The sequence below is a fragment of the Streptomyces sp. NBC_01089 genome (genome assembly GCF_045162975.1).
Classification (GTDB): Bacteria; Actinomycetota; Actinomycetes; order Streptomycetales; family Streptomycetaceae; genus Streptomyces.
Map to the genome: position 1 here is coordinate 5,247,867 of NZ_CP108660.1, position 23,123 is coordinate 5,270,989.

A 23,123-nucleotide genomic window follows, 5' to 3' on the forward strand; every position below is an offset into this window, starting at 1 on the left:
AAATGAGTGTTGTCACCATTAAGCAGGGCAGGAGTCCCTCCGCAATCTCTGTACCGCTGACTTTTTTGAACTGGTGAATCGGTGAGGTGAAGCGCTGATGAGCACCACCCGGCAGCAGCCGCCGGGGGACCTCGGCCCCGAGCGCGACGGCGCCGGACCAGCCTTTACCGTGTCCGCCGAAGGCCGCAGTCGCACGCTCTCCCTGCTGAGCGCGAGCGGCATCGTCCCGCTGGCGCGTGATTTCACGCGCCAGGCGCTCTACGACTGGGCCTGGCTGCCCGCGGAGAGCGCCGACCGGCGCGCCGCGGCGGAGGACGTCCTGCTGGTCGTGTCCGAGCTGGTCACCAACGCGTGCCTGCACGCCGATGGTCCCGAGGAACTCCGCGTCTCGTACGGACAGAAAGTGCTCCGTCTCGAAGTCGTCGACCGTGGCGCGGGCCAGCCCGCACCGCGCAGCCCGCACCGGGCGGGCCGGCCCGGCGGGCACGGCATGTTCATCGTGGAGCGGCTCTGCCTCGACTGGGGCGTGGTCCGCACGCCGGGCACACCCGGCAAGATGGTCTGGGCCGAGCTGGCCGCACCGGCGTAGGGGCGGCGGCGACGCCCCGTCCGCTCTCCCTCCGTACCCCTTCTCTTCCCCCTTCCCCAGAGCGCACCGATCCGGTGCGCTCTTTGTCTTCCCTCGGCAAGGGCTCCGGCGTACCTTGAGCGCCCAATCTGATGTGTCGTCAGTAACTTAGCGGCGGCATCCGGCATAAGGGGTTTCGAGGTGTCGTACCAGAAGCGGACAGCGTTTGCGCTGGCGGCGGCCGTCGCGGGCTCGGTGGTGCTGATGACCGCACCGGCAGCCCAGGCCGACGTAGTGGACGTCAACTACCAGTGCAAAACGCCGATCGGGAACAAGGGAGCCGTCTCGCCCATCGACATCAAGGGCGTCAAGAGCGGCAGCGGCTACACCCTCACCATGTCCTTCCAGAAGGGCGTCTCGTCCAGCCCGGTCGAACTGGGCAAGGGGGCCATGAAGCCCAGCGCGCTCATCAAGCTGGGCGGCGCCGAGAGCGGGACGGTCCCGGTCTCGGGCGCGACCAACTCGGCGGCCATACCCGCCAACTCACCCATCAAGATCAGCGACCTGTCGGGCACCTACACGCCCAAGAAGAGCGGCAAGGTCACCTTCACCGCGTCGACACTGACCATCAAGGCGCTCGGCACGACCACCACCTGCACCCCGTCCAACAGCCCCAAGCCCTCACTGGAGCTGACGGTCGCCGGATCGGGCGGCGGCGGTACGAGCGGAGGCAGCGGCTCCACCGGCGGATCCGGCGGCGGCGGTACGAGCGGCGGCTCCGGTACGTCGAGCACATCGGGCGGCAGCCTGCCGAAGACCGGGCCGCTCGACTCCACGATGGCGCTCGGCACACTCGGCGGGACCGTGCTGCTCAGCGGGGCCGCGGGCGTGCTGTGGCTGACCCGGCGGGGCCAGCGGTCCGCGTGAGACCTGCCGGAAACAGGCAGGCGGGCTGAACACCAGGGCCACAGGGCAACAGGGAGTCCTTTCATGCTCACGCGCACCATCCGTTCCGCCGTGCTCACGGCTGCCGTACTGCTCTGCTCCGCCGGGCCCGCGCTCGTACCCGCGTCCGCGGCCGGGCCGGCGTCCGGCGGGCCGGGGTGGACGGCCGCGCCCGCGACCGGCGGGGGGACCAGGCCCAGCGCGGACGGCCGGCCGTACTTCTATCTGGAGGGCGCGCCGGGCACCGTCCTTGAGGACACTCTGGCGCTGACCAATCCGGGCAAGAAGCCGGTGACCGTACGGCTGCGGGGGGCCGAGGCGTACAACACGGCGTCGGGCGGGTCCGCGCTCCGCGCCGCGGACGACACCTGGATCACGCCGGCCGCCCGCACGGTGAAGGTCCCGGCGCACACCGGCGCCCGGGTCCCCTTCAGCGTCACGGTCCCCGCCACCGCCGAACCGGGCGACCACCCGGCCGCGATCGTGGCGTCGTCCGGCGGGCACCAGGCCGGAGTACGGGTGCAGTTGCGGGTCAGCGGGCCGACACTCTCGGCGCTGACCGTGGAGGACGTCCGGGTCGACAAGGGGCCGGGGCTGATCCGCTACACGCTCGTGAACCGCGGCAACACCACGCTCACCCCGCATCTCGACGTACGCGCCGACGGGCTCGTCAGCGGCGCCCGCCACATCGCGGGGCGCACGCTGCCGGTGGAACTGCTGCCGGGGCGGCGCGTACAGCTCACGGAGAAGTGGCCGCACACGCCGGCGCTCGATTCGGCGTCCGTGCACCTCGTGGTGACGGCCGGGGGCGGAGCGCGCGGGACGGGCTCCGCTTCGGCGGTGTTCGTGCCGTGGTGGCGGCTGGCCGGGCTGGTGGCCCTGGTGTCGGCCGGTACGGCCGGCTGGTTCGCCGTACGGCGCAGACGCGCCCGGGGGACCGGGGCTGGACCGGACCCGTACATGAGTGACAGCGACACCGAACACAGCGGCGACACCAGTCACACCGACAGCGAACCGGCGACGGCGGGAGCGGCAACGTGAAGATCGAACCCGCCCGGTGGCTGCGGGCCATCGGCAGCTGGGGAACGGCACTGGCCTTCCTCGTCGCGCTCGTCCCCGCCCTGGTGCTGGCCCCGGCCACCGGCGCAGCCGCGGCCGGCAAACCGGGCGCCACGCTCTCCCAGCAACAGGCGGGCAAGGGCGGCGACATCACCGTCAAGGGCACCGGCTGGCGCCCCGACGCGCTGCTCATGATGCTGATCTGCGGTCAGTCAAGCCCGGCGCGCGGCGTGATCGGCGGCACCAACGCCTGCGCCAACTCCGAGGGGCGCGCCGTCACCACCGACTCCAAGGGCGCCTTCAGCAAGAAGCTGCCGGTGGCCGAGCCGCCCAAGCCCTGCCCGTGCGTGGTGCACATCGCCACGGTGACCGGTGAACAGGCTTCCACCGACGTCGTGTTCAAGGTCGCGGGCCACCCGGTCGCGGCGCTGCCGAAGCCGCCGCCCGGCGGCCGGCTCGCGGTGCTGTCCGGTGCCCGCCTCGAAGGGTCGAGCGGAGTCCTCACCTGGTTCGGGGCGCCGCCCAGCAGGACCGTCGTCTTCACCGTGGGCAATCTCGGCTCGACGCCCGTCAAGGACCCGCTCTTCTCCCTCGGCACCTCGCACGGTGTGTTCGCGCCGCAGTGGGAGGACCGGCAGTGGCACGGCACGATCGCGCCCGGCAAGAAGGCGCGGATCAAGCTGGACGCCGAACTGACCACGGGCGCACACGGCGACTACCAGATCGCGGTCAAGTACGCGGGCAAGGTGCTGATCGAGCAGCCCTGGGGGGTGGGGCGCCCGTGGGGTGTCACGTTCTTCTGGCTGCTGCTGTGCGTGGTCGTGCCGGCCGCCGTGTTCCGTATCGGCATGGCCGTCGTCGACAAGGTCAGGCCGCGGTCCGCACGCGGTACGGCCGGTGGCGCCGGCCGTCACCGGAACGCGCTGCTGCCGGGACTGGCCGTGCGCGTGCCCTCGCTCCGCAGGCCCGAGCGGGCGGCGCCGCCGCCCGCCGGCGGGCCGCAGCCCCCGACGGCCACGGCTCTGCCGTGGTTCACCCCGGACACCGCACCGTCCGAGAACCACCCGGTCGAGAAGCACCCGACGACGAAGGGAAACTCGTGATCAGACAACGGAGGATGAGCGCTGCGGGATTAGCGCTGATGCTCGGCGGTGCGGGAATCATGCTGGCCGCGGGCCCCGCCCAGGCCGCGGACGTCTCGTACAAGACCGAGTGCATACCGCCCGCGATTTCCGGTCTGCCGGCCATCGAGGGCACGACCGAGGTGGCGATCACGGCGCCCGCCACGGCGAAGGTGGGCGACGAGGTCGACGTCGTCTGGAAGACGGTCTCGGCCGCCTCCAAGAACCCGGACATCCTCGATCTGGACGCCAACACCGTGCAGCCGACCGGCACGGTCAAGGTGGCAGGCGCGCAGACCGCGGACCTGGACATGCAGGGGCCCAGGACCAATCCGGCCATCCCCAAGGGCGCCCCCATGATCCTCTCGGACATGACGGGCAAGCTGAAGCTCACCAAGGCCGGTGACGTCACGCTGACGGCCGACAAGTACAACATCAACGTCAGCAAGCCGATCTCCACGGACACCAAGTGCTCGCCCAAGGAGACGGTGAAGTCGTCGGCCACCATCAAGGTCACGGACGGCGGCGGTACGACCACCGGCGGCACCACCACGGGCGGCACGACCGCCGGTACGACCACGGGTGGCACCACCACCGGCGGCACGACGGCCGGCACCACGACCGGGGGCACCACCGCGGGGACGACCACGGGTGGCACCACCACGGGCGGCACCAGCACCGGTGGGACCACCACGGGCGGTAGCACCACGGGCGGTACCGGTGGCGCGACGGACTTCACCGGCAAGCAGGTCTCCGTCCCCTACGCCTGCAAGACGCCCATCGGCGACAAGAACGCCACATCGCCGGTGCAGATCAACGCGAAGAAGAGCGGCGGGGACTACGGCCTCGACGTGAAGTTCAGCAAGTCCGTGATGGACAGCCCGGCCGACATCCCCGCGGGTTCGGTCGTCCCGTCCATGGAGGTCAAGCTCGGCGGCGCCGACAAGGGCACGGTCCATGTGGTCGGCCCGGCCAACAAGTCGGCCATCAAGTCGGGCGCACCGATCGAGATCCCCGACCTCACCGGTACGTACAAGCCGGGCGCCGACGGCAAGGCGACGCTCAGCCCCGGCGTACTGACGGTCAAGGCGCTCGGTACGACCACCACCTGCACCCCGCCCGCGAACGTCGCGGTCTCCCTGCAGCTCGACACATCGGCCCAGCCGGGCGGCGCGTCCGGCGGCACATCGACCGGCGGCAGCACCGGCGGTACGGCGGCCGGCGGTGCGGGCGGCAGCACCAGCAGCAGCGGCGGGCTCGCCGAGACCGGTGCGAGCGACAACGGCGGTCTGCGGGCGCTCGGCCTGGTGGCCGGCACCGTGATCCTGCTGGGCGGCGCCGTGTTCACCTTCACCCCGTGGAGGAGGCTGCGCGGCACCCGCTGACCCCTGCCCCGGGCGCACACCCCCGGGCAGGCTCCCGGCGCGTACGAGAGCGCGTACGGGAACCCGTACGAGACGCCTACGAGAAAGGCCCCGCCGCACCTGACCGGTGCGGCGGGGCCCTCGTCGTACAGCAGGCGGGAACGGCGTCAGCGGACGTCGCCCATAAGCTCCCTGACCTTGCCGCGGTACATCCAGACCGCTATGGCCGCGACCACCGCGAGCCCCGCTTCGAGGCCGACCATGCCGGACTTGTTGAGGTTGACGCCCGAGAGCGACATCAGGCTGGTGACACAGTCACCGGCCGTGACGGCGAGGAACCAGACACCCATCATCTGGCTGGCGTACTTCGCCGGAGCCATCTTCGTGGTCACCGAGAGGCCGACCGGGGAGAGGCACAGCTCACCGACGGTCTGGACGAAGTAGATCGCCACCAGCCACATCGGGCTGACCCGCGAGCCGTCCGTCGTCGACATCAGCGGCAGCATGAAGACGAAGAAGGAGACGCCTATCAGGAAGAGACCCGAGACGAACTTGACGACCGTGCTCGGCTCCTTGCCCCGCTTGTTGAGAGCCAGCCATATCCAGGCGACGACCGGGGCCAGCGCCATGACGAAGACCGGGTTCACCGACTGGTACCAGGACGTCGGGAAGTGGAAGCCGAGCAGGCTGTTCGTCGTGGAGTTCTCGCCGAAGAGCGACATCGTGGAGCCGCCCTGGTCGTAGATCATCCAGAAGACGGCGGCGGCCACGAAGAACCAGATGTACCCGGAGATCTTCTTCTGCTCCAGGCCGGACAGCTCCCGGTCGCGCTTCATGCGCACCAGGACACCGATCGGGATGAGCAGACCGAGCACGGTGATCGGGTAGAGCGCCCAGTTCTGGGTGAAGGCGCCGCTGAAGACCACGATGCCGTAGAAGACCGCGGCGATGATCAGGCAGATCAGGCCCTTGGTCAGGACCGAGCTGCGCTCCTGCGCCGACAGCGGCTTCGGGACGATGCTGCTGCGCTCGTTCAGGTGGCGGGTGCCGATGAGGAACTGCAGCAGACCGAGCGCCATGCCGACCGCCGCGAGGGCGAAGCCGAGGTGCCAGTTCACGTTCTCGCCGACCGTACCGATGACCAGCGGCGCGAAGAAGGAACCTATGTTGATGCCCATGTAGAAGACGGTGAAGCCACCGTCACGGCGCGGGTCGTCGGGGCCCTTGTACAGATGCCCGACCATCGTCGAGATGTTGGCCTTCAGCAGTCCGGAACCGAACGCGACGAGCGCCAGACCGGCGAAGAACGAGCCCGTGCCGGGCAGCGCCAGTGTGAGATGCCCGACCATGATGACCGAGGCCGCGATGGTGACCGTTTTGCGGGCCCCCCAGACGCGGTCGCCGAACCAGCCGCCCGGCATGGTGAGGAGGTAGACCATCGCCAGGTAGATCGAGTAGATCGCCGTCGCGGTGGCCATGCTCAGATGCGGACCGTCGCTGGACACCAGGTACAGCGGGAGCAGAGCCCTCATGCCGTAGAAGCTGAAACGCTCCCACATCTCCGTCATGAAGAGCGGTGCCAGGCCGCGGGGGTGGCCGAAGAAGGTCTTTTCCGGGGTGTCCGGAGCCTTCGTCAGGCTTGACGCCATGGTCGTTCCTTGCTTTTCGGGACGCGCCGCAGATCGGTGACGCGCCCGGTGGGGGGTGGCCGGCACCGGCATGGTCCGTCCCCGCCCCACGCCAGAGGGGCCAGCCGGATGGGTTCCGTACCGAGGGGGGAGACCACGCCGGGATCCACGCTCCGTGCGCTTCCTCGCACACGGGGCCCGGCCGCTAGGTCATTCACTGTCCGCGCGGCCGGGGTACCAACCGCGCACAGATAAAGGGTCTTTGGCGCATCAAGGCAGGCCAAAGAACCCCAAGTACTGCTACAGGCGTATCGCCACCATAAAGAGGCAGCTGCGGCATTTGAAAGGGGTTGAGACATGGATCACAGGTGAATGCCGGAACTGGCCACTGTATTCGAAGGTGGTAATCCGGATAGCCACCCAGACCCGCAGCCCTTGGCGATCACCTCACGAGCATGACCCGTCGCGGTCTACCATCACCTTCATGACCCGTGTACTGCTCGCCGAGGACGACGCATCCATCTCGGAGCCGCTGGCCCGCGCACTGCGTCGGGAGGGTTACGAGGTCGAGGTGCGGGAAGACGGACCGACCGCGCTCGACGCCGGCCTTCAAGGAGGGATCGACCTGGTCGTCCTGGATCTGGGGCTGCCCGGCATGGACGGTCTCGAGGTGGCCAGGCGGCTGCGCGCCGACGGGCACACGGTGCCGGTCCTGGTGCTCACCGCCCGCGCCGACGAGGTCGACACGGTGGTCGGCCTGGACGCCGGCGCCGACGACTACGTCACCAAGCCGTTCCGGCTCGCCGAGCTGCTGGCGCGCGTACGGGCGCTGCTGCGGCGCGGCGCCGCGGAGACCGCCCCGCAGCCCGCCACCCACGGCGTGCGGATCGACGTCGAGTCGCACCGTGCCTGGATGGGCGACGAGGAACTCCAGCTCACCGCCAAGGAGTTCGACCTGCTGCGGGTCCTGGTCAGGGACGCGGGCCGGGTCGTCACCCGGGACCAGCTGATGCGCGAGGTCTGGGACACCACCTGGTGGTCCTCCACCAAGACCCTCGACATGCACATCTCCTGGCTGCGCAAGAAGCTCGGCGACGACGCGGCGAACCCGCGCTACATCGCCACCGTGCGGGGCGTCGGCTTCCGCTTCGAGAAGAGCTGAGGCCCGCGGCGCGACTGCGACACTTGCCGCATGCGCCGCCGACTCATCAACTCCACGCTCGCCGTCGTACTCGTCGTGATCGCCGTCTTCGGCGTCTCGCTCGTCATCGTCGAGACACGCACCATCAGCAGCAGTGCCCAGGAGAGCGTGGACTCCGAGGCGCTGCGCCTCGCGAGCATCGTCGAGAGCCGGATCCTCGGCGACGAACGGGTCACCGAGTCGATCCTGCACGACCAGGTCGACGCCCACCGCTACTCGGTGATCAAGATCCCCGGCCGGGACACCATCAGGCTCGGCACCGAGCCGCAGGGCAGCGTCATCAGGGGCAAGGCGACCGGCGCCGACGGCGAGCAGGTCACCGTCGAGGAAGCGGGCTCCACGGTGACCCGCGAGGTCGGCCGGACCCTGCTCATCATCGGCGCGGTGGCGCTCCTCGCGATCGTCTCGGCGGTGCTCCTCGCCGTACGCCAGGCCAACAAGCTCACCTCGCCGCTCACCGACCTCGCCGAGACCGCCGAACGTCTCGGCTCCGGCGACCCGCGCCCCCGGCACAAGCGGTACGCGGTGCCGGAGCTGGACCGGGTCGCCGATGTGCTGGACGCGTCGGCCGAGCGGATCACCCGGATGCTGACCGCCGAGCGCCGGCTGGCCGCCGACGCCTCGCACCAGCTCCGTACGCCGCTGACCGCGCTCTCCATGCGGCTGGAGGAGATCACCCTCACCGAGGACCTGGACACGGTGAAGGAGGAGGCGACCATCGCGCTGACCCAGGTCGAGCGGCTGACGGACGTCGTGGAGCGGCTGCTGACCAACTCCCGCGACCCGCGCACCGGCTCCGCCGTCACCTTCGACCTGGACGAGGTCGTCACCCAGCAGCTCCAGGAGTGGCGCCCGGCGTACCGCAGCGCGGGGCGGGCGATCGTACGGTCGGGGAAGCGCGGGCTGCGGGCCATCGGCACGCCGGGCGCGGTGGCCCAGGTGATGGCGGCCCTGATCGAGAACTCGCTGATGCACGGCGGCGGCACCGTCGCGGTCCGTACCCGGGTCACCGGCACCCAGACCGTCGTCGAGGTGACGGACGAGGGGCCGGGTGTGCCGCCCGATCTCGGGGCGCGGATCTTCGAGCGGACCATCAGCGGGCGCAACTCCACCGGTATCGGTCTCGCGGTGGCCCGCGATCTGGCGGAGGCGGACGGCGGGCGGCTCGAAATGCTCCAGCAGCACCCGCCGGTCTTCGCGCTCTTCCTGAGCCGGGTGTCGAAGGACCCGCTGAAGCAGAACAGCCTGCCGGGTCCTGAGGAGCCGCCGGAGCCGACGATCCGGTGACGGGGGCGTGGATCCAGGGTGGGCAGGGCGGGCCCTACTCGGGGCCCGCCTCCACGAGGGCCGGCGCCGGGACGGGCTCCGACGCCGGCAGCGTCCGGAACACCCAGGTGCGGTAGGACCAGAAGCGGAAGAGCGTCGCGACGGCGATACCGAGGAACTTGAAGAAGTTGCTCTGCAGCGGGGAGTTCCAGTCGGCGCCGTAGGTCGCCGCGTAGAGGATCCCGTTCTCGATCACCGCGCCGACCAGGCTGAACAGCAGGAACAGCCCCATCTCCCTGGCCCGGCCGCTCTTCTCGCGGTCCCGGTACGCGAAGTAGCGCAGACCGACGTAGTTGAAGACGACCGCGATGACGGTCGCCAGCACACTGGCCCGTACCACCTGCAGGGAGGTCGTGTGGCGGAGCAGGTTGAACGCCGCCATGTTGACCAGCAGGCCCAGCGCCCCCACCGCGCCGAACTTGGCGACCTCGCGCCAGAGCCGTTGCACCCGCGTCCGCATCCCGCCGGAATCGCTCATGGTGGTCGATAGCCCCGTTCGTTCGAGTAGGTCGACGTTCGCTTCGGTCTGCTTCGGTTCGGTGAGTCAACGCGACCATGCTAGCCAGTGCTCCGTTCGGGTGCCCGGTCAAGGCCGTGACGTGCTGGCATGCGGGCCACGGGCCTGCGGATACCCTGGGGTACGTGACGTTCCCCGTAGTCGGCATGGTCGGTGGCGGACAGCTCGCCCGGATGACCCACGAGGCGGGTATCCCCCTCGGCCTCAGATTCAAGTTGCTCAGTGACACCCCGCAGGACTCGGCGGCCCAGGTGGTCAGCGATGTCGTCGTCGGCGACTACCGCGACCTGGACACGCTGCGCGCGTTCGCGCGCGGCTGCGACGTGATCACCTTCGACCACGAGCAGGTGCCCACCGCCCATCTGCGCGCCCTGGAGGCGGACGGTATCCCCGTACGCCCCGGCCCGCACGCGCTGGTGCACGCCCAGGACAAGGGGGTGATGCGCGAGAGACTCACGGCGATCGGCGCCCCCTGCCCCCGCCACCGCATCGTCTCCGACCCGGCCGACGCGGTCGCCTTCGCCGGAGAGGTGGGCGGCTTCCCGGTCATCCTCAAGACGGTCAGGGGCGGCTACGACGGCAAGGGCGTCTGGTTCGTACGCTCCCTCGCGGACGCCGAAGCCCCCTTCAAGGCGGGCGTCCCGGTCCTGGCCGAGGAGAAGGTCGACTTCGTACGGGAGCTGGCGGCCAACGTCGTACGCTCCCCGCACGGCCAGGCCGTGGCCTACCCGGTGGTGGAGTCCCAGCAGGTCGACGGCGTCTGCGACACCGTGATCGCCCCCGCGCCCGGCATCGCCGAGGAGCTGGCGGGCGAGGCCCAGCAGCTCGCCCTGCGGATCGCCGCCGAGCTGGACGTGACCGGCCACCTCGCCGTCGAACTCTTCGAGGTCCGCGGCCCCGACGGCACCCCGGGCATCCTCGTCAACGAACTGGCGATGCGCCCGCACAACTCCGGCCACTGGACCCAGGACGGCGCGATCACCTCGCAGTTCGCCAACCATGTGCGCGCGGTCCTCGACCTGCCGCTGGGCGACCCGCGCCCGCGCGCCCGCTGGACGGTCATGTGCAACGTCCTGGGCGGCGACTACCCGGACATGTACCAGGCATATCTGCACTGCATGGCCCGCGACCCCCAGCTCAAGATCCACATGTACGGCAAGGACGTGAAGCCGGGGCGCAAGGTCGGCCACGTCAACACCTACGGCGACGACCTCGACGAAGCGCTGGAGCGCGCCCGTCACGCCGCCGGATATCTGCGAGGGACGATCACCGAATGACCTCTCCGTCAGCTTCCGCAGCAGCCGATGCCCCCGCCGTCGGCCTGGTGATGGGCTCCGACTCCGACTGGCCCGTCATGGAGGCGGCGGCCAAGGCCCTGGACGAGTTCGGGGTGGCGTACGAGGTGGACGTCGTCTCCGCGCACCGGATGCCGCGCGAGATGATCGCGTACGGCGAGCAGGCCGCGGGCCGGGGGCTGCGGGCGATCATCGCGGGCGCCGGGGGAGCCGCCCATCTGCCGGGCATGCTGGCCTCGGTGACCCCGCTGCCGGTCATCGGCGTCCCGGTGCCGCTGAAGTACCTGGACGGCATGGACTCGCTGCTCTCCATCGTGCAGATGCCGGCCGGCGTCCCGGTGGCGACGGTCTCGGTGGCCGGCGCGCGCAACGCGGGGCTGCTCGCCGTCCGCATCCTGGCCGCGTCCGACCCCGGGCTCCAGGACAGGATGCGGGACTTCCAGCAGAAGCTGAACGACGAAGCGACGGAGAAGGGCACCCGGCTGCGCGCCAGGGCATCGGGCGCGGACACCTTCGGATTCGGAAAGTAGGCGGTCGTCATGAGCCATCACCTCACCGAAGCGCTGGACCTGCTCGCCGAGTACCCGGTCGTGGACGGCCACAACGACCTGCCCTGGGCGCTGCGCGAGAACGTACGGTACGACCTCGACGCGCTGGACATCGCCCGCGACCAGACCGGCCACCTCCACACCGACCTGCACCGGCTGCGCAAGGGCGGCGTCGGCGCGCAGTTCTGGTCGGTCTACGTCCGCAGCGACATGGCGGGCGAGGACGCCGTCAGCGCGACGCTGGAGCAGATCGACGTCGTGGACCAGCTGCTCACCCGCTACCCCAACGACCTGGTGCGCGCGCTGACCGCCGACGACATGGAGAAGGCCAGGAGCCAGGGCCGTATCGCCTCGCTGATGGGTGCCGAGGGCGGCCACTCCATCAACAACTCGCTGGGCACGCTGCGCGCCCTGTACGCGCTGGGCGTGCGCTACATGACGCTCACGCACAACGACAACATCGCCTGGGCGGACTCCGCGACCGACGTCGTGAAGGCCCATGGGCTGACGGCCTTCGGCCACGAGGTCGTCCGCGAGATGAACCGCACCGGCATGCTGGTGGACCTCTCGCACGTGGCGGCGTCCACGATGCGTGACGCGCTGGCGACATCGACGGCGCCGGTGATCTTCTCGCACTCCTCGTCCCGTGCGGTCTGCGACCACCCGCGCAACATCCCGGACGACGTCCTCGCGCTGCTCCCCGCCAACGGCGGCGTCGCGATGGCCACGTTCGTCCCGAAGTTCATCCTCCCCGATGCGGTCGCCTGGACCGCCCGCGCGGACGAGAACATGCGCACCCACGGGCTGCACCATCTGAACACCACGCCCGCGGGGCTGAAGGTCCAGCGCGCCTTCGAGGAGGCGCACCCCCGCCCGATGGCCACGGTGTCGACGGTCGCCGACCACCTGGACCATATGCGTGAGGTCGCGGGCATCGACCACATCGGTATCGGCGGCGACTACGACGGCACGGCCTTCACCCCGGCGGGCCTGGAGGATGTGGCGGGCTACCCGAACCTGATCGGTGAGCTGATCGGCCGCGGCTGGTCGAAGCCGGACCTGGCCAAGCTGACCTGGCAGAACGCGGTACGGGTGCTGCGCGCCGCGGAGGACGCGGCCCGCGGGATCCAGGCCGGGCGCGGCCCGTCCAACGCGACCCTGGCCGAGCTGGACGGCTGACAGCCGTATCCGAAGTGGCAGGCCCGGGTCGCGCGGCCCGGGCCTGCCACTTCGGCTGTACTCAGCAGGCGCAGAGGCAGAACGGATGGCCCGCCGGGTCCGCGTAGACCCGGAAGGTCCGCGTCCGGTCCGCCGCGTCGAGCACCGTCGCCCCGAGCGCCAGGATCTCCTTCTCGGCCGCGTCCAGATCCTCGACGGCCAGGTCCAGATGGAACTGCTGCGAGCCTTCGCCCGCGGGCCAGCGCGGCGGTACGAATTCCGGCGCCCGCTGGAACGCGAGCGGTGTGCCCTGATGCCCCCTGAGGTCCACCCAGTCCGGGTCGCCGTCCTCGGCCTCGCCGCCGATGATCCCCGCGTAGAAGGCCGCGAGCGCGCGCGGGTCGGGACAGTCCAGAACGATGGCACCGAGCTTGGCTACGGCCATGGTGATCTCCCCGGTTCGTCATGATTACCGGTATGTGGCTTCAACCGGTAACGGTTACCTCATGCTGCCCCATGGGGGGTAACGTCGCAAGGGTGAGTGAGAGAGCAGCCGCGCCGGGGGGTCTCGCGCTCGTGGAGGCGCTGGTGAACACGGTGAGCCTCGACACGGGCGAGGACCGGCTGGCCGCGGAGTTCGGACTGAGCGGAGCGGCGCTGACCGACGCCCGGGAGCTGCGGGAGGCGCTGCGGGCCGCCTGCCTCGCCCACGCGGGCCTGGACATGCCGGCCGGGCGGAGCGACACCCTGACCCGTCTGCTGTCCCGGGCGCCGCTGCTGCTCGCGGTGGACGGGAAGGGCGCGGCGGCCCTGGTCCCCGCGGACCCGGCCCCCCTCGCCTCCCGTATCGCGGTGGCCGTCGCGACCGCTGTCACGGAGGGCACCTGGGAGCGGCTCAAGGCGTGCGAGGCGGAGGACTGCCACTGGGCGTACTACGACCGCAGCCCGGCGGGCCGCAGCCGCTGGTGCACGATGGCGGTCTGCGGCAGCCGCGCGAAGATGCGCAGCTACCGCGCCCGCAGAACGGCAGATCGTACGGACGGGCCGACCGGCCCGAATCGTACGGACGCCCTCTAGGCCCGCGGGCGTCCCATCGCCCGGTACACCCAGCCGGCCTCGCGCCAGGCCGCCGGGTCCAGGGCGTTCCGGCCGTCCAGCAGTATCCGCTCGGATACCGCCGCGCCCAGCGCCGCCGGGTCCAGCTCGCGGAACTCGCGCCACTCCGTCAGGTGCAGGACGACATCCGCGCCGCGTACCGCGTCCAGTGCGGTCTCCGCGTAACCGAGCGTCGGGAAGAGGCGGCGGGCGTTCTCCATGCCCTTGGGGTCGTAGACCGTGACCTGGCCGCCCTGGAGGTGGATCTGGCCCGCGACGTTCAGCGCGGGGGAGTCCCGTACGTCGTCCGAGTCCGGCTTGAAGGTCGCGCCGAGCACCGCCACCCGCTTGCCGAGGAACGAGCCGCCGCCCACGGCCTCCCGGGCCAGCTCCACCATGTGGCCGCGGCGCCGCATGTTGATCGAGTCCACCTCGCGCAGGAAGGTCAGCGCCTGGTCGGCGCCCAGCTCGCCCGCGCGGGCCATGAAGGCCCTGATGTCCTTGGGCAGACAGCCGCCGCCGAAGCCGATCCCGGCCCGCAGGAACTTCTTGCCGATGCGCTCGTCGTGCCCGAGTGCCTCCGCCAGCTTCGCGACGTCGCCGTCGGCGGCCTCGCAGACCTCGGCCATCGCGTTGATGAAGGAGATCTTCGTGGCGAGGAAGGAGTTCGCCGCGGTCTTCACCAGCTCGGCCGTGGGGAAGTCGGTCACCACGAACGGCGACCCCTCACCCACCGGTCCCGCGTACACCTCGCGCAGCAGCTTCTCCGCGCGGTCGCTCTCCACGCCGACGACGATCCGGTCGGGGTGCAGGGTGTCCTTGACGGCGAAGCCCTCGCGCAGGAACTCCGGGTTCCACGCCAGCTCCACCCCCTCGCCCGCGGGGGCCAGCTCCCTGAGCACCCCGGCGAGCCTGGCCGCGCTGCCGACCGGCACGGTCGACTTGCCGACGACCAGGGCGTCCCGCTTCAGATGCGGTGCGAGCCAGCGGAACGCGTTGTCGACGTACGACATGTCGCAGGCGTACTCACCGTGCTTCTGCGGGGTGTTGCAGCACACGAAGTGCACATCGCCGAACTCGCCGGCCTCCTCCCACGACGTGGTGAAGCGCAGCCGCCCGGTCGACCCCTCGATCCCCGCGACATGCCGCTGCAGGATCTCTTCGAGACCGGGCTCGTACATGGGGACGCGGCCCTGCGAGAGCATCTCGATCTTCTCGGGGACGATGTCAAGACCGAGCACGTCGAATCCCAGCTCAGCCATGGCCGCGGCGTGGGTGGCACCGAGGTAGCCGGTACCGATCACGGTGATTTTCAGGGCCATCGGGGAGCTCCAGGGTGCCTACGGGATCGGGTGCGCGCCCGAGCATAGTCGGGCTGTTCGACACCCTGCCCCGCCCCTGTCGCCAACCTCACGTATCCCTGGGGGCGGGCAGCCCCTAAAATTGGGTTACTTAACGGTAGTTAGCATCTTGGGGAGTGAGTGACCTTGGCAGGTTCGCCCGATTTCGACCTGTACCGCCCGGCCGAAGAGCACGACATGCTCCGCGACTCGGTCCGTGCCCTGGCCGAGGCGAAGATCGCACCCTTCGCCGCCGCGGTCGATGAGGAGGCCCGCTTCCCGCAGGAGGCGCTGGACGCGCTGACCGCCGCCGACCTGCACGCCGTCCATGTGCCCGAGGAGTACGGCGGCGCCGGGGCCGACGCGCTGGCCATGGTCATCGTCATCGAGGAGGTCGCCCGTGTCTGTGCCTCCTCCTCGCTGATCCCGGCCGTGAACAAGCTGGGCTCGCTCCCGGTGATCCTCTCCGGCTCCGAAGACCTCAAGAAGAAGTACATGAGCCGCCTCGCCAAGGGTGAGGGCATGTTCTCGTACTGCCTGAGCGAGCCCGACGCCGGTTCGGACGCGGCGGGCATGAAGACCAGGGCCGTGCGCGACGGCGACTTCTGGGTGCTCAACGGGGTGAAGCGCTGGATCACCAACGCGGGCGTCTCCGAGTACTACACGGTGATGGCGGTCACCGACCCCACCAAGCGCTCCAAGGGCATCAGCGCCTTCGTGGTCGAGAAGTCCGACGAGGGCGTCTCCTTCGGCGCCCCCGAGAAGAAGCTCGGCATCAAGGGCTCCCCGACCCGCGAGGTCTACCTGGACAACGTCCGGATCCCCGCCGACCGCATGATCGGCGAGGAGGGCACCGGCTTCGCCACGGCGATGAAGACCCTGGACCACACCCGCATCACGATCGCCGCCCAGGCCATCGGCATCGCCCAGGGCGCACTCGACTACGCCAAGGGCTACGTCCAGGAGCGCAAGCAGTTCGGCAAGCCGATCGGCGACTTCCAGGGCATCCAGTTCATGCTCGCCGACATGGCCATGAAGCTGGAGGCGGCCCGCCAGCTCACCTACTCGGCCGCCGCCAAGTCCGAGCGCCTCGACGGCGACCTGACGTTCTTCGGCGCGGCCGCCAAGTGCTTCGCTTCGGACGTCGCGATGGAGGTCACCACCGACGCGGTCCAGCTCCTCGGCGGGTACGGCTACACGCGCGACTACCCGGTGGAGCGCATGATGCGCGACGCGAAGATCACCCAGATCTACGAGGGCACCAACCAGGTCCAGCGGATCGTGATGGCCCGCAACCTGCCGTAATCACCACCGGTTCCACCCCGGAACCGAGGGAGCCCCGGCCGCCGCCGGGGCTCCCTCCGCGCTGCCCCGGTGCTGCCCCGGCATCCGCTGCCGCGAAACGTACAGATATACGGCAGCACGCACCGGCGCGGACCGATTTCCGCATTTCCCTCGCCCGGTGTGACCGGTCGCCTGCAGACTGTCGCCATGGAGGAGCAGGAGCAGGAGACGCAGACGCCGGGGCGGTTCTTCATCAATGTGCAGCGCCGGGACGACCCCGTCTCCGAAGTCACCGAGCTGGACGCGATGGCCGCGGCGCGCACCTACGGCGAGATCGTGGTCAGGGGGCCGCTCTTCGGCTTCGCCGAGCAGCGGCGCGGTGAGCGGCCGCGGTGGCGGCTGCTCGGCGGGATGGACACCGGGTATCCGCAGGACGCCAGGGACGAGCTCAACTCGTACCTCTGGCTCAAGGCGAAGGACGAGACCGACGACCACCTGGAGCGGCGCGAACTCCTCGCCGCCGTGGCCCGGTTGGAGACCGAGCCGGTGAACGCCGTGTCCGCCTGCGGCACCCGCTACCGCATCGTGCGCGCCGACGAGTTCGCCAGGATCGGCGGGGGCCGGCTGGAGCCGCCGCGGCCCACCGACGTCGACACGGACGGCTGGGACGAGACGCCCGTACGTCAGGGGGCGCGTACCCGGGGCTTCGTCATCGACCACAGCGCGGCGGTCGGGCTGACCGAGGGCCTGGACCGGGTCGGCCTGCTGTCGCTCTCGTACACCTCACGGCGCTTCCCGCCCGACGTACTGGCGGATTCCCGGCGTGCGGTGACGACCCACCCCGGTCTGGTGCTGCTGCCCGTCGCCTTCCGGATCATGGAGCACAAGGAGCACTCCTGGTCGATGGTGGGCGTGCAGTGCGACACCCCGCAGGAGGCGCGGCGCCGGCTCGTCAGCTATCTGACCGAGTCGCTGCCGATGTTCGAGGACATCGGCGAACGGGACGCCGCGGTGTACGCGCGGGCGGCCGAGCGGTTCACCCAGCAGCTCAGGCCCAATGAACTGCGGGTGCGGGGGCGCTGCTTCCAGATCGTCCGGGTGGAGCGCATGATGCGCATCGGCCCTGACGGCCCCGAGCCGCCGCGGCGGTCGGACACGGACATCCAGGAGCCCATGAAGATCCGCCCCACCATGGACGAGTGGGGCACGATCACGCACGCGGAGTAGCGCCGCGGGCAGCGGCAGGGGACAGCGGACAGGCGGAGGCCCCCGGAGCCCAGCGGCTCCGGGGGCCTCTTCCGGTCCAGGACGAGACAGGACGACAGGGGCTCAGTTGCCCGAGACTGTCACCGTGTCGTCGTCCTTCAGCTCCTGCACCAGCTGCTTGACCTTGGTCTTGTCCCAGACCAGGTTGCCGCCGGTGGAGCCCGAGATCGGCATGTTCATCTGCTTGCCGTCGCCGCCCTGCACACCCTTCATGGCCCAGAACATGGACGCCAGGTTCCACAGGCTCATGTCCTTGTCCACGATCACCGTGTCCAGGCCCGCGCCCATCACCGGGTAGAGCTTGAAGGGGTTCAGGACCGTGGACGGGGTGGCCGTCTGCGAGGCCAGGGCCGACAGGAACTTCTGCTGGTTCTTCGTACGCTGCAGGTCGCTGGCCGCGAAGGCGTGCCGGGTACGGACGAAGGCCAGGGCCTGGCTGCCGTTGAGTGTCTGCTTGCCCGCCGGGAAGTCGGCGCCCGAGTCCTTGTCCTTGAACGCCTGCGGAATGTCCAGCTGGACCCCGCCGACCGCGTCCACGATGCTCGCGAAGCCGTCGAAGCCGATCTCCGCGTAGTGGTCGATGTGCAGCCCGGTGTTGTACTCGATGGTGCGCACCAGCAGCTCAGGGCCGTCCTCCGCGTACGCGGCGTTCAGCTTCGTCTGCCGCCCGGTGTTCGGGTAGAGCTTCCCGGAGTCCGAGCCCTTGTACGACGGGATCGTCACGTTCGAGTCGCGGGGCAGCGAGACCATCGTGTCCCCGTGGTCACCGACATGCAGGATGATCATGGAGTCGGTGCGCTTGCCCTCGGCGGAGCCGGTGTGCAGCTTCTTCTTGTCGGCCGCGGACATGCCGTCGCGGCTGTCCGAGCCGACGATCAGGTAGTTGGTGCCCTTGCCCGCGGCGGGGCGGTCGATGACCTTGGACAGGTCGACCTCACGGCGCAGCTTTCCGTCGGCCCAGAAGTACGTACCGATGGAGACGCCCAGGATCGCGATGACCAGGACCAGCGCACCGATCCTGATGCGGCGGCCCCAGTTCGGCGCCGGGCGGGTGGCGGGGCGCGGGCCTCCGGTGCCCTGACCGCCCTGGCCTCTGCGGGCGCCGGGCACACCGGGGCCGCCCTGCCCGTAGACCTGGCCGGTGTTGTAGCCACTGTCGTACGCGTCGCCGTAGCCGTCGTCGTAACCCTGGTCCTGCTGCTGTCCGCCGTACTGCCGCTGGGCAGGTGGCGTCGGACGCTGCACGTGCCGCATGACCCGAGCGCCCTCGGGCTGTGCGTTCTCGCTGCCACGTCCGTAGCGGTCCCTGTCGTCCATGTGGACCAGTGTGCCGTCACGGTGCGTATGTATTACAGGGCGGGTGTGGAATCGGGGCAGTGCTGTTGCAGACCTGATGCAAAGTGCCGTGCCGCGGAGCGGCTCTAAGCTGGCACGTATGACTGATCTTCCGGGCAAGCCCACCTCGGCCTCACGTACCACCCTGAGTCACATCATGACGGGCAACGACACCAACCTCCTCGGTACCGTGCACGGTGGTGTGATCATGAAGCTGGTGGACGACGCGGCGGGTGCCGTGGCCGGGCGGCACTCCGGCGGGCCCGCGGTCACCGCGTCGATGGACGAGATGGTCTTCCTGGAGCCGGTCCGCGTCGGCGACCTGGTCCATGTCAAGGCCCAGGTGAACTGGACCGGCCGGTCATCGATGGAGGTCGGCGTCCGGGTCCTGGCCGAGCGGTGGAACGAGTCGTCGCCGGCCCAGCAGGTCGGCACCGCGTACCTCGTCTTCGCCGCGGTCGACGCCGACGGCAAGCCGCGCGCCGTGCCGCCCGTGGTCCCCGGCAGTGAGCGCGACAAGCGCCGTTACGAGGAGGCACAGATCCGCCGCACCCACCGGCTGGCCAGGCGCCGCGCGATCAAGGAGCTCCGCGAGCAGCGCGTCGCCGACGGCATCGACGACTGAGCAGCGGGCGGCCGCCTACTTGCAGACCACCTGGTCGCCCGTGACCGCCCCGGCGCTGCTCGGATCCGGTTCGTCGGCCCGTACCGGCGTCACCGACGTGAAGTCCGAGCCGAGCGTCACCTTCAGCGTGGAGCCGATCCCGGCGACCGAGCGCAGCTGGGCGTGCGGCAGCGCCGCGGCGAGCGAACGCACCGACCGGTTCCAGCGCGGGTCGTACTCGATGACCGTGCGTTTGGTGTCCGACGGCACCGGCTTGCCGGGAACCGCGGCCGCGACCGACGAGAGGAAGCCGGTGGCGCGCAGGCTCTTGTCCGCGCGGGCCGCCAGACCGGTGGTCGATGTGCCGTTGGCGACCTGCACCCTGATCTGGTTCGGGGGCACGTCAACCTTCCGGGCCTTCGTCCCCGCCGCCTTGTGCACGGCGATCGGTACGTCCTCGCGGATCTCCTTGAAGAGCTTCCCGGCCTTCGCCGGGTCCCACTTCACCGTCGAGCCGATGCCCGGGACCCGGTAGTTCATCTGCCCGATGGGGACGGAGGTGAACTCCGACGATGACGGCTTGAAGCCCCGCATCGCCTGCCCGAGCGAGAGCATCTCGTCAGGTCCGAACCCCTTGTCCGCCCGGACCGAGCCGAAGACCGTGGACGCCACATCGCGGAACTTCACCGGGTTCAGCAGCACACCGCTGCTGGTCGTCTTGGCGATGAGCGAGGCCATGAAACGCTGCTGGCGCTGCATCCGGCCCAGGTCGGACGCCGCGTCGAGATGGCGGGAGCGTACGTACTGGAGGGCCTCGCCGCCGTTGAGCTTGCTGGTCCCCACCGGCAGGTCGAGCCCGGTGTAGGAGTCCTTCAGCGGGCGTGCGGTGCAGATGTCGACGCCGCCGAGCACGTCCACCGTCTTCATGAAGCTCGTGAAGTCGACCTCCAGATAGTGGTTGATCTGCACGCCGGTCATCTTCTCCACGGTCTGCACCGTGAGCTGGGGCCCGCCCTGGGCGTACGCGGCGTTGAGCCGGACCGGATGGGCGGTGACGCGCTTCCTGGTGGCCGGGTCGGTGTGCTCGGGCACCACCGCGTAGCTGTCCCGGGGCAGGCTCACGACGCTCACCCTGGAGCGGTCCGCCGAGACATGGACGAGCATCACCGTGTCGGTGCAGTGGCAGGGGGCGCCGCCCAGGTGGTACTTCTTCTTCTCAGCGGGCGTGATCTTGTCGCGGCCGTCGGTGCCGACGAGGAGCACATTCATGCCGCGGCCGGGCGCCGGGCGGTTCTTCATGTCCTTGAACGGGTCGATGCGCCCGATCCCGTCCAGCTCACCGATGAGGGCATGGCCGATCCCGCCGGCGCCGAGCACCAGGACGGACAGGGCGGTGGTGAGGCGCATGCCCCAGCGGGGGCGGGGCGGGCGGCGCGGCGGCGGCCTTCTGCGGCGGGGCGGCGGGGGCACGGGGGAAACTGGGACACCTCCGCGAGGGGCGGACGGGGGAAGCGACCACGGTAAGCCGCTGTGATCAACATCCCGGGCAGGCCGTCCGGCCGCCGCGCCCGGTGTCCCTCGTTCGCGTTAACGTGACCGTCCTGCGGCCGCCGCGCCCGCTGTCTCTGTGATCATGCCGGTCCGTCATGGTGTCGCCCGCCGGGCCTTCCCGGTCCCGGCCGGCGTCACCGCCCGAACTCCGGGAAAGGGCCGGACCCGCCGCCGCGAGGCAGCAGGTCCGGCCCTTTCCGGTGTGCGCTCGCGCCTACGAGGTCCAGGTGTAGGCGGGGTCGACATGCATGCACGCCGACTTGTCGTCCCCGTGCAGCGCGTTGGCCGAGTCCGGTGTCTTGCCGTCGTCCGCCGTGGACTTGGGGTACGTCGTGCCCTCGCGCCAGTCGCTTCCCACGACCATCGTGACCCCGCTGACATCGGTGGACTTCTTCACGGACTTCAGCGGCACACCCAGCGCCTTCGCCACCGCCTGGGCGTCGCCCTCCAGATCGGCGCTGGGGAAGAGCACCTCGGTCGTCTTCTGCGGGTCAAGGGTCTGATCGGCGACGGCCCGGGTGAAGCCCTGCCCGGTCAGCAGCGACGCGACCGAACCGGCCCGGCCGGGCGCCGGCTGCCCGCCGTCGCCCCCGGTGCCGTTCCGCACCGTGACACCGATGTCGGCCTTGGGCGCGGCGGGGTCGTCGGAGACCTTCTCGGCGGGCTTCTTCTTCGCCCCCTTGCCGTCCAGCGGGGTGTCGTTCCTGATCATCGCGAACAGCTTCTCCGCGTCGCCCGGCTTCGGGTCGACCTTCTCCTCGAACCCGGGGCGGGTGGAGTTCACGTTCGGCATGGTCGTCATGGTCATCCGCGACGTCGGGACCTTCTTGAGCTCCCCGGCCAGGTCGTACAGCTTCTTGACCGTGTCGATCCCGTCGTCGACCTTGAGCGCCCTGGTGGCCGACTCGGCGAGGTCCATGAGCTCACCGGGGTCGGTGAGCTTGGTGCCCTCGCGCAGCCGGCGGACCATCGAATTCATGTACTCGTGCTGGGCCTTGGTCCGTATGACGTCGGTGTCCGGCCAGAATCCGTACCGCGTCCGCAGCCACTGGAGCGCCTGCTGCCCCTTGACCGACGTGGTGCCCTTCTTCAGCTTGAGCCCCGAGCCGTGGCCGTCATGCGTGTGCGAGTACACATTGGCGTCCACACAGACCGGCACCCCGCCGATCGCGTCCGCCATGGAGACCACACCGGAGAAATCGATCTTCATGAAGTGGTCGATGTGGATGCCGGTGAGCGACTCCCAGGTGGCCACCGTGCAGCCGGGGCCACCGCGGCCGAGCGACTCGTTGGCCAGGGTCCAGCCCGTCGCCTGATAGGTCTTGCCGTCCTCGGCGGTGCACTGGGGGATCTTCAGTACGGTGTCGCGCGGCAGGCTGACGACCGACATGTTGGTGCGGTCGGCCGAGACGTGCAGCAGCATCTGCACATCGGCCAGGGGAGTGCCGCCGAAGGTGTTCTTGGCACCGCCGAGCTTCTGGTTCTCCTTGGAGTCCCGCGCGTCCGAGCCGATCAGCAGGATGTTCAGCGGGGTCTGGCCCGCCGCGTTGGCCGTCGGCTTCGGGGCCTGGTGGGCGCCGAGGTTGAGGGCGCTCTTCTGCAGATTTCCGTTCAGGTGGCGGTAGTAGAGATATCCCGCGCCCGCGGTGCCGACGATCAGCAGTGCCACGGTTCCCGCCACCCAGCCGAGTATTCGGCGTTTCCCGCGCCGGGCCCGCCGCCGCGACGTCTGCTGTCTGCGTTTCCCGCGCCCGCCCGGAGCGCTGTCCGGGGCCCTCCGGCCGGCCCCCGGCGACACGGTGGACGTGGACGCGGACGCGCTGTCGTGCCGGCCGGGTTGCCCCGCCCCCGGAACGCGAGGCCGAGTCCCCTCCCCTCGCGTGCTGCTCTTTCCCACCAGGTCCCCCCTGCTACTCAG

At 70.3% G+C, this 23,123-nt stretch carries 21 protein-coding genes; 14 read left to right on the forward strand and 7 right to left on the reverse strand.

Going from position 1 to position 23,123, the window contains the following annotated elements:
* Positions 1-97: 97 nt before the first annotated feature.
* From OG510_RS23635 to OG510_RS23655, 5 genes are all read left to right on the forward strand, one after another.
* On the forward strand, positions 98-589 hold the full coding sequence (locus tag OG510_RS23635) for an ATP-binding protein (protein ID WP_406139372.1): 492 nt from the start codon (positions 98-100) through the stop codon (positions 587-589).
* A 180-nt stretch (positions 590-769) separates the two neighbouring features.
* Positions 770-1,495, forward strand: coding sequence for a peptidase (locus OG510_RS23640; RefSeq protein WP_406139374.1), 726 nt, complete (start codon positions 770-772; stop codon positions 1,493-1,495).
* Positions 1,496-1,558: 63 nt separating this feature from the next.
* Positions 1,559-2,554 carry a hypothetical protein gene (locus OG510_RS23645; protein WP_406139375.1) on the forward strand — a complete coding sequence of 332 codons (996 nt, stop codon included), beginning with the start codon at positions 1,559-1,561 and terminating at the stop codon, positions 2,552-2,554.
* Between the two features lie 2 nt (positions 2,555-2,556).
* Entirely contained in the window at positions 2,557-3,675 is a 1,119-nt protein-coding gene (locus OG510_RS23650; protein ID WP_406142512.1) for a hypothetical protein, read from the forward strand.
* Between the two features lie 14 nt (positions 3,676-3,689).
* The gene (locus OG510_RS23655) at positions 3,690-5,078 is read left to right on the forward strand and encodes a hypothetical protein (RefSeq protein ID WP_406139377.1); all 1,389 of its coding nucleotides are present in this window, start codon (positions 3,690-3,692) and stop codon (positions 5,076-5,078) included.
* A gap of 146 nt (positions 5,079-5,224) precedes the next feature.
* Here the strand turns inward: OG510_RS23655 and OG510_RS23660 are convergent, their stop codons facing one another.
* Positions 5,225-6,706, reverse strand: a complete 1,482-nt coding sequence (locus OG510_RS23660; RefSeq protein ID WP_406139378.1) for a peptide MFS transporter — start codon at positions 6,704-6,706, stop codon at positions 5,225-5,227.
* A 463-nt stretch (positions 6,707-7,169) separates the two neighbouring features.
* Between OG510_RS23660 and OG510_RS23665 the strand changes: the two genes are divergently transcribed.
* Positions 7,170-7,847: a response regulator transcription factor gene (locus OG510_RS23665; protein WP_164261518.1), complete on the forward strand. Its 678-nt coding sequence runs from the start codon at positions 7,170-7,172 to the stop codon at positions 7,845-7,847.
* Between the two features lie 30 nt (positions 7,848-7,877).
* The gene (locus tag OG510_RS23670; protein WP_406139380.1) at positions 7,878-9,173 is read left to right on the forward strand and encodes an ATP-binding protein; all 1,296 of its coding nucleotides are present in this window, start codon (positions 7,878-7,880) and stop codon (positions 9,171-9,173) included.
* Between the two features lie 34 nt (positions 9,174-9,207).
* Here OG510_RS23670 and OG510_RS23675 read toward each other — a convergent pair whose 3' ends face one another.
* On the reverse strand, positions 9,208-9,690 hold the full coding sequence (locus OG510_RS23675) for a GtrA family protein (RefSeq protein ID WP_406139381.1): 483 nt from the start codon (positions 9,688-9,690) through the stop codon (positions 9,208-9,210).
* 164 nt (positions 9,691-9,854) lie between these two features.
* On the opposite strand from OG510_RS23675, the gene OG510_RS23680 reads away from it, so the two are divergent.
* From OG510_RS23680 to OG510_RS23690, 3 genes are read left to right on the forward strand one after another with little or no spacing between them, the layout of a single operon-like run.
* Positions 9,855-11,006 carry a 5-(carboxyamino)imidazole ribonucleotide synthase gene (locus OG510_RS23680; protein WP_406139382.1) on the forward strand — a complete coding sequence of 384 codons (1,152 nt, stop codon included), beginning with the start codon at positions 9,855-9,857 and terminating at the stop codon, positions 11,004-11,006.
* Positions 11,003-11,554: a 5-(carboxyamino)imidazole ribonucleotide mutase gene (gene purE / locus OG510_RS23685; RefSeq protein ID WP_406139384.1), complete on the forward strand. Its 552-nt coding sequence runs from the start codon at positions 11,003-11,005 to the stop codon at positions 11,552-11,554. The genes OG510_RS23680 and purE overlap by 4 nt, the downstream gene beginning before the upstream one ends.
* 9 nt (positions 11,555-11,563) lie before the next feature.
* The gene (locus OG510_RS23690; protein WP_406139385.1) at positions 11,564-12,751 is read left to right on the forward strand and encodes a dipeptidase; all 1,188 of its coding nucleotides are present in this window, start codon (positions 11,564-11,566) and stop codon (positions 12,749-12,751) included.
* Positions 12,752-12,812: 61 nt separating this feature from the next.
* Here OG510_RS23690 and OG510_RS23695 read toward each other — a convergent pair whose 3' ends face one another.
* Positions 12,813-13,175 (reverse strand): VOC family protein, encoded by a 363-nt coding sequence (locus tag OG510_RS23695; protein WP_406139386.1) that lies wholly within the window; start codon positions 13,173-13,175, stop codon positions 12,813-12,815.
* A 92-nt stretch (positions 13,176-13,267) separates the two neighbouring features.
* Between OG510_RS23695 and OG510_RS23700 the strand changes: the two genes are divergently transcribed.
* Positions 13,268-13,807, forward strand: coding sequence for a CGNR zinc finger domain-containing protein (locus OG510_RS23700; RefSeq protein WP_406139387.1), 540 nt, complete (start codon positions 13,268-13,270; stop codon positions 13,805-13,807).
* On the opposite strand, the gene OG510_RS23705 is transcribed toward OG510_RS23700, so the two are convergent.
* A complete protein-coding gene (locus OG510_RS23705) occupies positions 13,804-15,147 on the reverse strand; it encodes a UDP-glucose dehydrogenase family protein (protein ID WP_406139389.1) in 1,344 nt (447 codons plus the stop codon). The two genes, OG510_RS23700 and OG510_RS23705, sit on opposite strands and share 4 nt — an antisense overlap.
* 165 nt (positions 15,148-15,312) lie before the next feature.
* On the opposite strand from OG510_RS23705, the gene OG510_RS23710 reads away from it, so the two are divergent.
* Both OG510_RS23710 and OG510_RS23715 read left to right on the forward strand, forming a co-directional pair.
* Positions 15,313-16,470 (forward strand): acyl-CoA dehydrogenase family protein, encoded by a 1,158-nt coding sequence (locus OG510_RS23710; protein WP_164261492.1) that lies wholly within the window; start codon positions 15,313-15,315, stop codon positions 16,468-16,470.
* A gap of 186 nt (positions 16,471-16,656) precedes the next feature.
* Complete coding sequence (locus OG510_RS23715) at positions 16,657-17,676, forward strand: DUF5954 family protein (RefSeq protein WP_406139391.1); 1,020 nt, start codon at positions 16,657-16,659, stop codon at positions 17,674-17,676.
* Between the two features lie 102 nt (positions 17,677-17,778).
* On the opposite strand, the gene OG510_RS23720 is transcribed toward OG510_RS23715, so the two are convergent.
* Positions 17,779-19,032 carry an LCP family protein gene (locus tag OG510_RS23720; protein ID WP_406139392.1) on the reverse strand — a complete coding sequence of 418 codons (1,254 nt, stop codon included), beginning with the start codon at positions 19,030-19,032 and terminating at the stop codon, positions 17,779-17,781.
* Positions 19,033-19,150: 118 nt separating this feature from the next.
* Here OG510_RS23720 and OG510_RS23725 point away from each other — a divergent pair, with 118 nt between their 5' ends.
* The gene (locus OG510_RS23725) at positions 19,151-19,675 is read left to right on the forward strand and encodes an acyl-CoA thioesterase (protein ID WP_164261483.1); all 525 of its coding nucleotides are present in this window, start codon (positions 19,151-19,153) and stop codon (positions 19,673-19,675) included.
* Positions 19,676-19,690: 15 nt separating this feature from the next.
* Here OG510_RS23725 and OG510_RS23730 read toward each other — a convergent pair whose 3' ends face one another.
* Both OG510_RS23730 and OG510_RS23735 read right to left on the reverse strand, forming a co-directional pair.
* Complete coding sequence (locus OG510_RS23730; protein ID WP_406139394.1) at positions 19,691-21,061, reverse strand: LCP family protein; 1,371 nt, start codon at positions 21,059-21,061, stop codon at positions 19,691-19,693.
* Between the two features lie 358 nt (positions 21,062-21,419).
* Entirely contained in the window at positions 21,420-23,102 is a 1,683-nt protein-coding gene (locus tag OG510_RS23735; protein ID WP_406139395.1) for an LCP family protein, read from the reverse strand.
* Between the last annotated feature and the right edge of the window lie 21 nt (positions 23,103-23,123).